14 protein-coding genes are annotated in these 13,593 nt (G+C 58.6%); 6 read left to right on the top strand and 8 right to left on the bottom strand.

Annotation, left to right across the window (positions count from 1 at the left end; all coding sequences use genetic code 11):
• Positions 1-30: 30 nt before the first annotated feature.
• On the top strand, positions 31-1,452 hold the full coding sequence (gene uxaC / locus G5S37_RS13900; protein ID WP_165204885.1) for a glucuronate isomerase: 1,422 nt from the start codon (positions 31-33) through the stop codon (positions 1,450-1,452).
• A 63-nt stretch (positions 1,453-1,515) separates the two neighbouring features.
• Here the strand turns inward: uxaC and G5S37_RS13895 are convergent, their stop codons facing one another.
• The 8 genes from G5S37_RS13895 to G5S37_RS13860 all read right to left on the bottom strand — a co-directional run bounded on the left by G5S37_RS13895 (position 1,516) and on the right by G5S37_RS13860 (position 8,576).
• On the bottom strand, positions 1,516-1,986 hold the full coding sequence (locus G5S37_RS13895) for a GNAT family protein (protein ID WP_206026445.1): 471 nt from the start codon (positions 1,984-1,986) through the stop codon (positions 1,516-1,518).
• A gap of 93 nt (positions 1,987-2,079) precedes the next feature.
• On the bottom strand, positions 2,080-2,613 hold the full coding sequence (locus G5S37_RS13890; protein WP_165204881.1) for a hypothetical protein: 534 nt from the start codon (positions 2,611-2,613) through the stop codon (positions 2,080-2,082).
• A 65-nt stretch (positions 2,614-2,678) separates the two neighbouring features.
• On the bottom strand, positions 2,679-3,428 hold the full coding sequence (locus G5S37_RS13885) for a thioredoxin-like domain-containing protein (protein ID WP_165204879.1): 750 nt from the start codon (positions 3,426-3,428) through the stop codon (positions 2,679-2,681).
• Positions 3,429-3,532: 104 nt separating this feature from the next.
• Positions 3,533-3,868 (bottom strand): hypothetical protein, encoded by a 336-nt coding sequence (locus G5S37_RS13880; RefSeq protein WP_165204877.1) that lies wholly within the window; start codon positions 3,866-3,868, stop codon positions 3,533-3,535.
• A gap of 161 nt (positions 3,869-4,029) precedes the next feature.
• The gene (locus tag G5S37_RS13875; protein ID WP_165204875.1) at positions 4,030-4,956 is read right to left on the bottom strand and encodes a YcxB family protein; all 927 of its coding nucleotides are present in this window, start codon (positions 4,954-4,956) and stop codon (positions 4,030-4,032) included.
• Positions 4,957-5,045: 89 nt separating this feature from the next.
• Positions 5,046-5,945 carry a YcxB family protein gene (locus G5S37_RS13870; protein WP_165204873.1) on the bottom strand — a complete coding sequence of 300 codons (900 nt, stop codon included), beginning with the start codon at positions 5,943-5,945 and terminating at the stop codon, positions 5,046-5,048.
• Between the two features lie 87 nt (positions 5,946-6,032).
• A complete protein-coding gene (locus G5S37_RS13865) occupies positions 6,033-7,229 on the bottom strand; it encodes a hypothetical protein (protein ID WP_165204871.1) in 1,197 nt (398 codons plus the stop codon).
• 93 nt (positions 7,230-7,322) lie between these two features.
• Positions 7,323-8,576: a hypothetical protein gene (locus G5S37_RS13860; protein ID WP_165204869.1), complete on the bottom strand. Its 1,254-nt coding sequence runs from the start codon at positions 8,574-8,576 to the stop codon at positions 7,323-7,325.
• Positions 8,577-9,056: 480 nt separating this feature from the next.
• Here G5S37_RS13860 and G5S37_RS13855 point away from each other — a divergent pair, with 480 nt between their 5' ends.
• The 5 genes from G5S37_RS13855 (at position 9,057) to G5S37_RS13835 (ending at position 13,579) form a co-directional block, all read left to right on the top strand.
• Entirely contained in the window at positions 9,057-9,602 is a 546-nt protein-coding gene (locus G5S37_RS13855; RefSeq protein ID WP_165204868.1) for a hypothetical protein, read from the top strand.
• Between the two features lie 53 nt (positions 9,603-9,655).
• The gene (locus tag G5S37_RS13850; protein ID WP_165204866.1) at positions 9,656-10,585 is read left to right on the top strand and encodes a D-alanyl-D-alanine carboxypeptidase; all 930 of its coding nucleotides are present in this window, start codon (positions 9,656-9,658) and stop codon (positions 10,583-10,585) included.
• Between the two features lie 189 nt (positions 10,586-10,774).
• Positions 10,775-11,080: a hypothetical protein gene (locus G5S37_RS13845; protein ID WP_165204864.1), complete on the top strand. Its 306-nt coding sequence runs from the start codon at positions 10,775-10,777 to the stop codon at positions 11,078-11,080.
• Positions 11,081-11,360: 280 nt separating this feature from the next.
• Positions 11,361-11,927, top strand: coding sequence for a sigma-70 family RNA polymerase sigma factor (locus G5S37_RS13840; RefSeq protein ID WP_165204862.1), 567 nt, complete (start codon positions 11,361-11,363; stop codon positions 11,925-11,927).
• Entirely contained in the window at positions 11,927-13,579 is a 1,653-nt protein-coding gene (locus tag G5S37_RS13835; RefSeq protein WP_165204860.1) for a LamG-like jellyroll fold domain-containing protein, read from the top strand. Before G5S37_RS13840 ends, G5S37_RS13835 begins: the two co-directional genes overlap by 1 nt.
• Positions 13,580-13,593 lie beyond the last annotated feature (14 nt).

Genomic DNA, 13,593 nt, shown 5'->3' with positions numbered 1-13,593 from the left:
CCCGCTCCCGCTACGCGCTTAGCTGGCGGCATGTCTCTGATTCACGACGACTTCCTCCTGACGACCAAGGCTGCCCGGCGGCTCTACCATGAGTATGCCGAGAATGAGCCCATTTACGACTACCACACCCACCTCCCGGTGGATGAGATGGCGCGGGACCAGAAATTTGAGACGCTCGCCCACATCTGGCTGGGGGGTGACCACTACAAGTGGCGCGCGATGCGGGCCAATGGCATCCCGGAGAGCCATGTGACCGGCAATGCGCCGTGGAAGGAGAAGTTCCTCGCGTTCGCCAAGACGGTGCCGCACACGCTGCGCAATCCGCTCTACCACTGGACGGCGCTGGAGTTGAAGCGCTTCTTTGGCATCGACGAGCCCCTGAATGAAAAGACGGCGGAGAGCATCTGGAACCGCTGTAACGAGCAACTGGCCACGCCGGAGTACTCCTGCCGGAACCTGCTCTCCCGCTCGAATGTGCGCGTGGTGTGCTCCACGGATGATCCCACGGATACGCTGGAGCATCACCAAGCCGTGGCGAAGCTCAGTGACTTCCCCGTGAAGGTGTATCCCACCTTCCGCCCGGACGCGGGCATGCGCCTGGAAGACGTGCCTGCGTGGAATGCCTGGGTGGACAAGCTCGCGGGCATCACGGGACAGGCGTGCGATACGCTGGATTCCTTCCTGCAGGGCATTCGCCAGAGACATGACTTCTTCCACTCCATTGGCGGACGCCTAAGCGACCATGGTCTCACAAATATGGACACGGAGACGGCGACGGATGCCGAGGCAAAGTCCATCTTCGACCAGGCACGCGCGGGCAAGGCGCTCTCGGCAGAGGCCATCACGCGCTTCCGCTCCTACCTGATGCTCTACTTCGGCCAGCTCGATGCGGAGAAGGGCTGGACGAAGCAGCTCCACCTCGGTGCGCTGCGCAACACGAACGCCCGCCTCTTCAAGAGCCTCGGTCGTGACATCGGCTGCGACTCCATTGATGACCCGTCCCACGCCCAAGGCCTGCGCTTCTACCTCGATACGCTGGAGCAGCGCGGCCACCTGCCGAAGGTGGTGCTCTACAACCTGCACCCGAAGGATAACTACATCTTCTCCACCATCATCGGAAACTATCAGGGCAATGAGCAGGGCGTCGCAGGACGTCTGCAGTTCGGCAGCGGTTGGTGGTTCCTCGATTGTCTGGAGGGCATGGAGTGGCAGATCAATGCGCTGAGCTCCACGGGCCTGCTGAGCCACTTCGTGGGCATGCTCACGGATTCACGCAGCTTCCTCTCCCCTCCCCGTCACGAGTACTTCCGCCGCATCCTGTGCAACCTCATCGGCCGCGACATGGAGAATGGGCTGGTGCCAGATGACTACGAACTCGTCGGTGGCATGGTGAAGCGCATCTGCTACGCGAACGCCCATGCGTACTTCGGCATGGATGTGGCGAGAGGCTAAGCAGCCGGGAAGTTTGCGGTGGTTGAGCGATGGTTTGCGATAGATGAGCGTGGTTGCTGAAAATCATGCTTCCGTCATCGGAATCACCAGCTCGACCATCTGCGCTTCTTTGAGAAAGATGTTGAACGACATGCCATCAGAAGGGCGCACGAAGGAGCGAGCAACTTGGTAGCCGAGGCGCTCGCAGACTTTCGCCGCCCTCTGGTTGAAGCTCGCGACCGTCGTCCGAAAGAGCGTGGGAGAAAATCTCCCTATGGCATAGTTCATCGCTGCGGCGATGACATGCCGCCCCAGGCCCTTTCCGGTAAGGTCTGGGCGCAATCCTCCGCCGAGGTCCAGCGCCTCTTCCACGTAGCTACCACCTGGCACTTGGGCATCCGGGCCGAAGCAACGGAACGCGATCAGGTCGTCCAGCTCATCCAGCACCGCCACATAGTGCAGCTCGGGACGAAGCAATTCCTTGATTGCCGCACGCCGGTCCTGCGGATGAATACTGTACATGCCGTACGGAGGTGCGTAGCGCCATGAGAGCATCGCCTCGGCATGCACTTCCCGAAACGGGCAAAAGCGGAACTCGCTACAAGACATGAGTCAGCCTCAAGGCACCGTTAAACAGGCCTGTCAGCATCACGGCACGCGGAAGACTTTCCCGGTGGTGGGATCCTTGGCCATGGAGCCGGATTTCATGCCGGAGACATCCAGCTCGCGATAGGGCGGATAGGGGCTCTTGGCACGACCGGGGGTGTTCGTCTTCGTGCCGTAGGGCACCGTGGCAGGGTCAAGTTTCGGGGCCGGTGGGGGCGGTGTCGGGGTCTGAGAACCCGTGGAGGGTTGAGGGGACTCACCCGTGTATCCATCTGGGGGCATGGCACCCTCGCCGGTTGTGGACTCATCCTCCGGGGCGTAGGCAGGATCCACCTCACGCAGGTACTCCGTGTGACCACGGCGGCGCTGCTGGTAATCGAACTCGTAATTCCTGCCCCCTCTGCGTCCGAAGTAATAGTCGGGCTCGCCTGGAGGTGGTGGGCCATCATAGTGGTACGGCGGCGGCTCCCCGGGCGGAGGAGGTGGTCCACCGTAGTACTCAGGCGGTGGGACGTACACGCAGCTGCCCAGCAGCATTGCCAGGGCGAAGCCGAAGAAGGGTTGGTAACTTGCCATGAAAGAAGTCTTCGACCGGGTCACGCTGGAAATCATTCAATCAATGCAAAACGCCTGTGTCACTCCTATTGCCCGGGTGCGAACAGTTGTGGACCCAGCGATTTTGAAAGGATCCAGCGCGCTGCTGCCGCCCCCGTCCCACCGGCTTTGTCTACTGTTACAGCAGTCGCACCCTCTCCAGTTCCAATTCTTGCATCAGTTCCTCTTCCTGTTTGGGGTGCTGCGCTTCTTGCCATGGCCGGGCTGGCGGCGGTGGCCCGCTTGGGTGCGGTGGCGGGATTCTCTTCCAGGATCCTCGCTATATCTCTCAGTACCTTCTGTGGGCCAACGTAGGTCCCACCAACAAAGGAGTGGGAGAGCACCGTGCCGCTTTCATCAATGAGCACCAGGCACGGGATGGCGCTCCCTTTATACCTCACCAGTGCCCCCACATTCCTCCTGTTGAAGGCCAGGGCGGGCCACTCCATGTTGTACGCCTTCATGTAGTTTGCCATGTCGGCAGCGGTCTCATCGCTGCTTACGAAGATGAGCTCGAAGTGGGGATTGGCGGCTTTGTTCCGATTGTACCAACTGACCAGGCTCGGGGTGAAAGCGCGGCAGGGGGGGCACCAGGAGGCGGAAAAGTAAATGGCGATATACCTGGCATCCTGAAGTGAGGAGGCGTCACAGGACTCGACACCTCTGCCTGAGGCCTTCACCAGTGACCCCTGGACGGCGGAATACACCGTGTTTTGAGCACTGAGCCCGGGAACTACAGCAAATGCCAGCAGCGAGGCCAGCGACAGGGCCAGGCTGGTGAAGTGGGGGATCCTCATGAGCTCAACATGAAGGTATGCCCCGGGATGCACAAGCCATTTTTGGCACACACCATGCATGGGAGGGATGCGCGACGCTGCCACTCCCACGAGCGGCATTCCTGCTACTGCACCATGCCGGCAAAGCTCACAGCGCTGGCGAGTTTGTCAGGCAGCTTGATCGTGGGCTCCGGCTCGAATTTCTGGACGGCCTTTTGCAGCCACTCGCGGGAGCAGGTGATCTCCTTCAGGGTAATGTAAACGCCATCGTCCTTCTTGCCCAGCTCATACTTGCCCACTTGAAAGTCGATGGGTGACACCTCTCCCACCAGTTCCACGGTGGCAGTGACGGTCTTGGCCTTGATGTCCAGATGCAACTGGCTGATGCTGCCGATGTCCGCCAGCATTTGGTTGACGGCCATTTTCACACCGGCGCTGATGGCGTTGTCGAAGATGCTCATTGAGGGATGATGGGAAGAGAAAGGAACGGGGAACGGGTACTGGGAGAGCGTGTTGCTTCACCCAGAATCGCGGCCCGCACAAGCGGTTGATGCAATGGGGCGGGAAATCCCCACCCAAGCAGCCCATACCCCCCCAGACACTCACTCCATCTGGCGTCGCATCAGGACACGGATGCACTTTGCTGGGCCGGGGCTGCCGTTTCGGGAATCCGGATCAGACGGCGGAAGAAACGCGGGAACAACAGAAGAGGAAGACCGGCAACCGTGTACAGAGTCAACGCCCACTGGTAGATCTGTCCATCATGCATGAGCCCCTCCCCCCGGCGGCTCAGTGGTAATATGAGGACGACCAAACAGAAGGCCATGCTGTACCACGTTTGTTTGCGAGAACGCCAAGCCAGGAGCATGCATACCAGGAACAGAACCCCAAACACAGCTGGCCGCACCAACGAACCCGCGCTTATGGGACCGTGGCCGAAGGCGAAGGGCAAGGCGAAGATCATCGCGAGTGACGACCACCGCATGATGGCGAAGGATCGAGCGACGTCCTCCACGGGAATTGTCTTCTGCCCCAAAAAGCGATCGATCAATGTCGCGGAGAGATTCACCGCATCGCCAAATGTGATCAATGCCTCTGTCTGCTCAGCATTGAGACCACGCCGGGGGATGATGAGGTCCGTACCCTGACGCGGCACCACGAAGAAATGCGATGAGGTTACAGTCACGCAGCGAAGAGAAGTCACCGGAAACTCCATGCGGCGCTGGTCACTCGTCACCGAGAGCGATTTCTCACTCACCTCATAAGTGTGCGGTCCGAGTGGCACAGGTTTGCCGCCCAGAAGCTTGTTCCGGCTGAAAAACGCCCCTGCGATGATGGCTAGCAAGAGGAGTCCTACGCCGCCAATGATAAAGGCGAAAACCCGAGCCGGGAGGATCGCGGCCTCATCCGCTCCCCTGAAGAACCACAAAAGAAACGCCGCCAGAGGAAGGCAGGCAAAGACACCCAAATGAAGCTTTGCGCGGTCAATCAAGACGGACCACTGCAAGGCACGGTAATCCTTCTCGGTGACTTCGGTGGTGATGAGCATCGTGCCGCCTGATAAGCGATATCGGAGATATTGCCAGTATTTTTGGACGGCCGTAAAGCAAAGTGCAGCTGTCTCGAGCCCAGCCGCTCTCAGGCGACTTCAGCCTCATCCAGCTTTCCAAGGCGGCGGAAGAAACGGGAAAAGATGAGCAGAGGCAAGGTGGACAAGAGTCCAGTGAGGCACAGCCACTGAAGATACCAATCACTACGAAAAGACTCCTCACGTACTCCCGCGATGGACGGACCAAGAATCCACACGGCAAAGATCACTACCAAAAAAGTCCGCTGCCTGCCGCGCCATGAGCCCAGGGCGCTGGACAGCACCACCACGGCACATAGAGAGGCCGTCACCATGGACCTCACTGGGAGCCATCCCCCCACGCCAAGGGTAAAAGGAAGTACCAACGCAAAACCCACCGCCAACCAGCGCGCCGCATTGAATTTGGAAATGGCCTCCTCTCTGGGCATTTGATTTTTATGGAGCATGTCCACGTGCAGACTGGCAAAGGCCACCGCCTCCCTGAATGACCTCACAGCCTCCTCTTCGTCCGCAGTGAGACTGCTCCTGGCGATGACATAGTGCGGCCCCTTCCGCATGATGATGAAGACATGCTCCGGCGTGTCCTCCACGGACTTGATGGTGTGGGTGGGAAACTCGCGACGCCCCCCGGCTTCCGTCACGGTGAGCTGTCTGTCCGCCCACTCGTAGGTGTACTTTCCTGCGGCCTGCATCCAGCTTTCCCACTGCTTGCGACTGGCGAGGTATGTCCAAAGGAAACTGAAAGAGAGTGCCACGAACAACCAGGAGCAGAGCATCCCGAAGTACTGGAGGACCAGGATGAATTCAGGACCCCTGGCTCCTGCGAGACACAACCACATGACGAACCCCGGGAGGGAAATCGCAAAGCCCAGCCGCAGCCTCTCCGGCAGCATGACACGCCAGTAGAGCGCGCGGAGGTCTGAAGCGGTGATGTCGGAGGTAATGGTCATGCAAGGGGAATGCGGTCGAGTGGTTGCATATCTCATTCATTCTTCACTCCATAGCAAAATCTCCTCACGTCCTGGCGTTGCGCGACTTCACCTTTGCGCCTTATGGATGGATTCTGCACCGAACATCACTGGGGTGCTGGGCCAATGGGCACCGTTGCCAACATAGAGCACCTGCCTGGTGCGGGTGTTGAGATATAAAATGCCTGAGTTCGGTACAACATCCCTGAACTGCACTACTATTTTCACCCACGAACGAATATCTTCGTCATTCAGTGGCGGACCACCTGCCTTCTTCAGCCACTCACGCAACTCCCCCGTGTCTCGATGCAAGCGGTCGCCGGAAACGTCCATTCGAAATTCCCCGGCAAGGCCTTTGAATGACTGTGCAATCAAGGGATGCTCCATGACGCAGGTGAATGCCTGATCAATCTCTTCGGGGGTGATGAATGCCCGGATGTCTCCGGTCTCAGACACGAGGAACGCGGCGTCCACGCAACACGCATGCGCATAGCTCTTATGAGGAGTCATGATGGCGCTCCAGTGGGTGACCGTGCCGCCATCATCCGGCAGGCTGCGTGTGTCCACACCGATGCGCGAGAAGGAGAACTGGCTCTCAAAAGTTTCCTTCAGCGGCCACTTGCCGAACAGCGCAGCTCCCCGCTTTTCTGAACTGGCGTTCTCCTCTTCCCAATCCTCCGCATAGTTCTTCGCGCCTGGGTCAGTGCCTGTGGCCACGATGTCCCCAGTCTCCAAGGCGAAGGTGTAAGTAGTTTTTTCGATGGTGGTCAGGTAGAACTTGCGCCCGCGAAGGCGATCTGGCTTGGTCTGGCTCGCTGGCTGCCAAAAGTAGTGTCCCGAAGTAAGCTGTATGGAGCCAGGATTTCGAAGCAGTTCACTCACCCGGTATTCTTTGAGTAGTTTTCCCTTGTCGTAGAATGCGAGGGCCAAATCGGACAGATGTTCTTCATCACTGGCCCACGGCCCCATGCGTACCAGGAACCGGCCGTCATCAGAGAGGTAGGCATTGAAGGTGTACCAGCCCTCCGTTTTCCACCACTCCAGCAGGTTGCCCCGCTCGTCCATCTTGTAGACAGTGCCTTCTGGAAGTTTATCCCACACATACTTTTCACCATCCATGTGCCCGCTTCCCGGCACCATTTTGAAGAGCCAGAGCCTGTTGTACGACGTGGTAAACCAGGGGAAGGGCGCCGCTTCGCTATCGGCATGAAGGTGCGATACCAGAACCAGCAATGCAGCCAAAACACGTGAGGCTAAGAATTTCATAGTACGATATTCGAGAGCGAAGATTCGGGTACTTGGTCCATGATTTGTCTTCCCTTCCCACCCTGGCATTCCACCACGCAGGGAATCAACATTTCACTGCTTGGCTTCAGCTCCGCCCACTGACGTGATACGCTCGCCCTTCGCATCGAGCAAGACCGTAGAGTACGGCCAGGGGGTAGACTCATCCTCATACAGTAGCTCGCCGGTTTTCGTATGGAGGTAGCAGGTGGTACATGCACGGTCTTCATCAATGAGAACGTAGGCCCAGTGGCGCAGTTCGGTATCCTTGGGAGCAGCGCCGCGTGTCTGCTTCAGCCATTTCTCCAGTTCCGGAGTATTCCACTGGAGACGCTCCCCGGTGATGCGCAGCCGGATTCCGGTGGCACCGCCTTTAAATCGAGCCGCGACGTAGGGATGTCGCAATGCGCTGGAAAAGGCTTCGTCAATCTCTTGCGGAGTGATCGTGACCTCAATGTCTCCCTTTTTTGATATCGGGAAGACGGCCTCAACCATGCAATCCCGTCCATAGTTCTTCTTGGGTGTCAGATTTGCGTCCCAGTTCGCTCCGTCGAACCACACTCCGCTGACATACCAGTCGCCTGCCCTGATTTCTGAGGCCGTGAAATGATTCTCATAGACTGTTCGCTGGGACCATTTGCCATACAAGTCTTCCCCCCTTTCCTTCTCTACAGCCCTCATCGCAGCAAAGATTTCCCGATCGCTTCTGGCGCCGGGATCGGTTTCGGTGGAGATGATGTCTCCCGTGGCCAGGTCAAAGCGGTAGGCCGTCTTGTCGAGCAGCACGAGATGAAAAAAGTCCCCCTGGGAGTAGTCACTCCCAAGGAAGCTTCCTGGATACAATTCTCTCATGATGCCATTGGGAACCGTCTGCTCCTTGGGCATCCACCAATAGTGGCTCACGGAGTGCTCGATGCGATGCGGGCGCTTGATGAGGTCACACACCTCGTAAGACTTTAAAAGCTTGCCGCGGTCGTAGAATGCCACGGCCACGTCCGTGTATTCTTCATTGGTCCGGGGCCACACTCCCATGCGCACGAGATACCGTCCATCATCAGACAGAAAGACCTGGGAGGCATACCAGCCTTCCGTTCTCCACAGCTCCACGAACTCGCCATCTTTCCCGAGCTTATAGGCAACGCCCCATGCGTCTTTTTCCTTTACAGGTGTGTTGTTCTCATAGCGCCACTTCGCCGGTATCATCTTGAAAAAGTGGTCTTGCGATGGAGCGACCGTTACGTGGGGGAACGGACCCATCTCCTGGTCTGCCACCGCGAACGGAGCGGTGCACAAAAGGAACAACAGGACGGAGGCTGCGGCGATTTTCATGGGGGGACTCGTATCAAAGCCAAGAGCCGGAAGACTGTCCACTGGTTTTGACCATGGAGCTGTTGCGGCAGGCAGGCTTATCGTCTGGCTTCCGCGTTTCTCAGGAATGATATGTTCACACCTGTTTTTTTACCGTGAACATTCCTCTTCCCTCTCTCCCCGAACCCGGGTGCTGAGGGTAATGAAGTATATATACACACAACCCTAAAGGAAAGTATGTATATATACTTCATTACCCTTCAGATCAGTGCCTCCCTCCGGTCGGCAACCGGGCCAGGTTCTCCAAAGGGCGTGAAGAATATTTCTTCACGCGGGCCTGACAGGCAGATGAGTTTTTACGGAGCTGGTGACTTTTTCGTTCGACCCAGCGTGACACAGGTGTACAGTCACCCCCGAAATTACTCTACTCTCGAGGCTGATTAAAGTTCTCGTTGTAGTCCGGCTCTCTATTTGATGCAGTATTAATCTTGCCCATGCGCCATGAGTGAACAGGCCCGTTCCCAAACAGCTCACCACCTTCACAAATTTTGGAAACTGGCGATCTTGGCAGCCATTGCCTCCATGTTGGTCGTGATCGCTTGGCCATATGTGGCAGGCACAACGGTGAAGACACGCGTGCAACGGACAATGCGCGAGAATGCCCAAGCATTGGCAGCGAAGCGCTCAGGTGTTAGAACTACCACCGGCCAGGGCACCGTAGTCAATCATCTCAAGCCCTCCGACCAACCTGGAGAGGTGTTGGATTCGCTCTACGAACTGGTGGTGCATGCCAAAGATGAACCGGTCGAGTCCCGCCTGTACTACACGGTGTTCGGCACCGAAAGCCTGGGCGGTGTGGCACATGGCATCGGTCTCCCACTAGAGAAGAGCGATTTCAGCATGGCCCAGTGGCAGAGCGCACTCGATGCGCTGATTGCTCGCAAAGACGCCGGCAAGGAGGAAATTCGCGAACCCGAGGCCACGTTGCTGCGAGTCTTAAAAGACAGCCGCGCCCAAGAAAAGGCGAACAGAACCCTCTCTCGTTAGTCATCGGGTCTTGCCGGAGACGGAACATTCGTCTTCGATAGTGCCACTTATCCATGAAGCTCTGCCTGCCCGAACTTCTCGTCGTCTGCGTCCTGCTGCTACGCTCCCCTGCCCTGTTCGCAGCTGAAGACCTCTCCACGCCGCCCATCACCACAGCGAAGGCCTGGGTGATTGCGGATGGAAACACGGGAGAGGTGCTGGCGTCCCACCAGCCGGATGAGAAGCTCAAGTCCGCGAGCACCACAAAGGCAATGTGTGCACATGTGATCCTGGAGCTGGCGAAGAAGGACCCGGCGGTGCTGGATGAGATGGTGACCATTTCCAAGCTCGCCGATGCCACGGCCGGCTCGACTGCGGGTGTGAAGGCTGGCGAGAAGATCTCGGTTCGCGATGGCCTGCGCGGGCTCCTGCTTCCCTCCGGCAATGACATGGGGAATGCGTTTGCCGAGCATTTCCATGCGCGCCTGCAGCCTCCCGGCAAGGAGACCCCCGACAGTGTGCTGACCCCCGGATTTCGCACGCGTGCCAATTTCATCGCGGAGATGAACCGTGAAGCCATCCGCCTTGGCATGAAGAACACGGTCTACCGCCAATCCTATGGTGATGGCGGCGAGGACAAAGACCCCACCACCACAGCGCGCGACCTCGTCATCCTCGCCGTTGCCGCGATGAAGGACCCCGCATTTGCCGAGGTCGTGAAGACGCAGAAATACACGGGCAAGGTCCTGCTGCCGGGAACCACGACGAAGACCCGCGAGATCACCTGGGAGAACTCCAACCAACTGCTCAAGCTTGGCAACTACGATGGCGTGAAGACCGGCATGACGAATCTTGCCGGATACTGCCTCATCGCCCGAGGTGAGCAGAATGGCGTGCGGCTGATTGTTACCATACTCGGCGCGTCCTCAGAAGAGGTGCGCTATGCGGAGGTGCGGAACCTCTTCCGCTGGTGGTGGGGGCGCGGTGCGACGGTACGGCGGTGAGCGGTGAGCGGTGGGAGCGCAGCTACTCTTATCTTACTGTCCTTCAGGTCCTTACGTCTAAGCAACGAAGATTGGCCTCCCACGCCGCCGCCGTCGGACTGCTCACCGTCTCCCATGCATGTGCAAACAACAACCCTAAGAACTGTTCATCCGGTACGTTGTTCATAAGAACAAATCCATCGCCATACAATGTCTACCTACCTCATCTCCTACGATCTCGACGAAGTGGCTCGCGACGGCCACGACAACAAACGAGTCCATAACGCCTTCCTTGCAGAAGGTGCCCGCACCACCTACTACCCTGCCGACAGCTCTCCTCCCGGTTACGGCAATCCGAACCTCCCCTACACCTGCTTCTTCGCCGAGACAAACGTCTCCGCCGGAGAATTGCTGAATTGGGCAGAGAAGGTTATCCAAAATCAAGGAGCCAAAGTGGGCCGCCTCCTAGTTCTTCCTGTGGACCTCAGTCGAGGGTCCGCTCTCAGCAATCCGTAACCCTCAATTAGAGAACACGGGCGGCTCCTCACATCGCCGCCCGCGCCAATCACACAAATTGGTCGATTAGCTCTTTAAGAACTACAGGCCAACGGTTCCCAACCACTTATCCCTACCGATATCAACTACCCCAAGCTGCATCCCATTCTAATGAGAACAGCAAACATGGTCAGGAACGAACTGCCTCACTGACCGTCCTACCGTCGCACCGCTTACCGTCACACCAGGTTTGCACGCGATTTCTCGTCCAAAAATGCTACCCCCGGTGGTACACTGGGGCATGCCTGAAGACACTCCCTCCACTCCCCGCATCGAGATAGAGGCTCCGCCGGAGACCTATGAGGCTTTTGTGCGTCTCTTTGTGGCTCATGAGGGCCGGCTTCGTGGCTTCCTGAGGAGTCTGCTGCCGGACTGGGATGATGTGGACGAGGTGATGCAGGAGACCAGCATCGTGGCGTGGCGGAAGTTTGACCAGTTCGACCGGGGCACGAACTTCATGGCGTGGTCGGCGGCGATTGCGCGATTCGAATCGCTGAAGCATCTGCGCCGCATGTCGCGTGATCGCCTTGTCTTCAATGACGAGATTCTCGACTTGCTGGCGGAAGAGTCCCTGGAGGAGACGGACACGCTGGAGGCGCATCGTCTGGCCCTTTGCAAGTGCCTGGAGAAACTCGATCCACGCCAGAAAGAGCTGCTGCATCTGGCGTATCAGCCCGGCGTGAAATTTCATGAGGTGGCAGAGAAGGCGGGCAAGAGCGCCCAGGCCTTCTACAAGACAATCCAGCGTCTCCGTGCGTCGCTGCTGGAATGCGCGGAGAAGCACATGCGCAAGGAGGCTCACGCGTGATGAATCAAAGCAGGACAGACTTCCTCATTGCCGGCTGGCTCAATCAGAGCCTGTCCAAGGAGGAGTTTGCGGAGCTGGAACTCGTGCTCCGCAGTGAACCCGACGTGCGCAAAAAACTGCGCTGGGAGGTGAATCTCGACTCGCTGCTGCGTGAACAGGCCAGCGTGGCGGCCTCGCTGAATGCGTGGCAACCGGAAGGCGGCACCTCGCAGAGCCGGCACGCGACAAAGCGTCGTGTCGCAGCATGGGTACCGTGGGCGGCAGCGGCAGCACTCGCGGTGCTGGGTATTGCGGCCTTTGCCTTGATGAATCGCGGCAATTCTGGCAGCCAGGGTGGCCTGGTGCTGCAGGGTGACAGCATCGGACCTGCACTCGCATCTGCCACGGAGGAGACAGATCGCGGCTGCGCCATCATCACGAATCAGTGGAACACGGAATGGCTGGACAATCCCCCACCCATGCGCGCTGGCGATACGCTGAATGCGGGCCGCTTCGAGCTGGGCTGTGGCCTGGCACAGATTGAGTTCTTCAGCGGAGCGCAGCTCCTGCTGGAAGGACCTGCCGTGCTGGAAATCGTGTCGCCGTGGGAAGCCATCTGCACGGATGGAAAGGCGCGCGTGCGCGTGCCACCGCCCGCACAGGGTTTCAGACTGCTCACGCCCGGCATGAAGCTGGTGGACCTGGGCACGGAATTCGGCGTGCATGTGGACAGTGCAAAGGGCGAAGGCGAGGTGCATGTCTTCGAGGGTGAAGTGGAAGCCCATCCTGAAACGGGCAAGATGGTGAGCCTGACGGAAGGCATGGGTCTGAAGCGCATGGGAGCGCTCTACTCTCCGATGGATGCGGCCCCGGCGGACTTCGCGAGCATTGATGATCTGAAGGATCTCGCGGGCAAGATGGCGCGCCTCCGTTATGATGAGTGGAGCACCTGGTCGCAGCAGACCAAGAGCGATCCGCGCCTGGTGGCCTGCTACCTTTTCCGCCACTGGCAGGACTGGGACCGCCTGGTGAACAACGCGGCTGGCAATGATAAGTCCCGCAATGGTGGCGCGGTGGGCGCCCGCTGGACGCAAGGCCGCTGGCCGATGAAGGACGCGCTGGAATTCAAGCGCCCCGGGGACCGCGTGCGCATGAAGCTGGATGGCGAGTATGAAGCGCTCACCTTCGCCTGCTGGGTGAAGGTGGATGGACTCGACCGCCGCTACAATGCGCTGCTCCTCACCGATGGCTATGAAACTGGCGAGCCGCACTGGCAGATTCTGGAGGATGGGAGAATGATGTTCTCCATCGCCTATCCGGATGACGGAAACTCGGAGAAGAAGGTGAACCAGATCTACTACTCGCCCGTGGTCTTCACGAAGTCGAAGCTCGGTCGGTGGCACCAGCTCGTGGTGACGTATGACAACTGCAGCGGTGAAGCCGTGCAGTTCGTGGATGGACGCGAAGTGAGCCGCGAGATTTCCCCACTCTACCAGCCGGGTCGCAAGATTGTGTACGGCGCGTGTGAGATGGGCAACTGGGGCCTGCCGACGAAGGAACACCAGTTCCCCGTACGCAATCTCAACGGCTGCCTGGATGAGTTCCTCATCTACAGCGTCGCCCTCGATCCCGCGGCGATTCGCCAGATGTTTGAGATCGGAAAGCCGCAATGATCGCGGTAGTGCCT

It is taken from the genome of Roseimicrobium sp. ORNL1 (assembly GCF_011044495.1).
Classification (GTDB): domain Bacteria; phylum Verrucomicrobiota; class Verrucomicrobiia; order Verrucomicrobiales; family Verrucomicrobiaceae; genus Roseimicrobium.
Note: the sequence above shows the minus strand (reverse complement) of the source record. Positions and strands in the feature narration are given on the sequence as shown.

Bases quoted from the DNA above. Each gene is read 5' to 3' on its own strand.
- uxaC (WP_165204885.1), top strand. From the start codon at position 31: ATGTCTCTGATTCACGACGACTTCCTCCTGACGACCAAGGCTGCCCGG.
- G5S37_RS13895 (WP_206026445.1), bottom strand. From the start codon at position 1,986: ATGCTCTCATGGCGCTACGCACCTCCGTACGGCATGTACAGTATTCAT.
- G5S37_RS13890 (WP_165204881.1), bottom strand. From the start codon at position 2,613: ATGGCAAGTTACCAACCCTTCTTCGGCTTCGCCCTGGCAATGCTGCTG.
- G5S37_RS13885 (WP_165204879.1), bottom strand. From the start codon at position 3,428: ATGAGGATCCCCCACTTCACCAGCCTGGCCCTGTCGCTGGCCTCGCTG.
- G5S37_RS13880 (WP_165204877.1), bottom strand. From the start codon at position 3,868: ATGAGCATCTTCGACAACGCCATCAGCGCCGGTGTGAAAATGGCCGTC.
- G5S37_RS13875 (WP_165204875.1), bottom strand. From the start codon at position 4,956: ATGCTCATCACCACCGAAGTCACCGAGAAGGATTACCGTGCCTTGCAG.
- G5S37_RS13870 (WP_165204873.1), bottom strand. From the start codon at position 5,945: ATGACCATTACCTCCGACATCACCGCTTCAGACCTCCGCGCGCTCTAC.
- G5S37_RS13865 (WP_165204871.1), bottom strand. From the start codon at position 7,229: ATGAAATTCTTAGCCTCACGTGTTTTGGCTGCATTGCTGGTTCTGGTA.
- G5S37_RS13860 (WP_165204869.1), bottom strand. From the start codon at position 8,576: ATGAAAATCGCCGCAGCCTCCGTCCTGTTGTTCCTTTTGTGCACCGCT.
- G5S37_RS13855 (WP_165204868.1), top strand. From the start codon at position 9,057: ATGAGTGAACAGGCCCGTTCCCAAACAGCTCACCACCTTCACAAATTT.
- G5S37_RS13850 (WP_165204866.1), top strand. From the start codon at position 9,656: ATGAAGCTCTGCCTGCCCGAACTTCTCGTCGTCTGCGTCCTGCTGCTA.
- G5S37_RS13845 (WP_165204864.1), top strand. From the start codon at position 10,775: ATGTCTACCTACCTCATCTCCTACGATCTCGACGAAGTGGCTCGCGAC.
- G5S37_RS13840 (WP_165204862.1), top strand. From the start codon at position 11,361: ATGCCTGAAGACACTCCCTCCACTCCCCGCATCGAGATAGAGGCTCCG.
- G5S37_RS13835 (WP_165204860.1), top strand. From the start codon at position 11,927: ATGAATCAAAGCAGGACAGACTTCCTCATTGCCGGCTGGCTCAATCAG.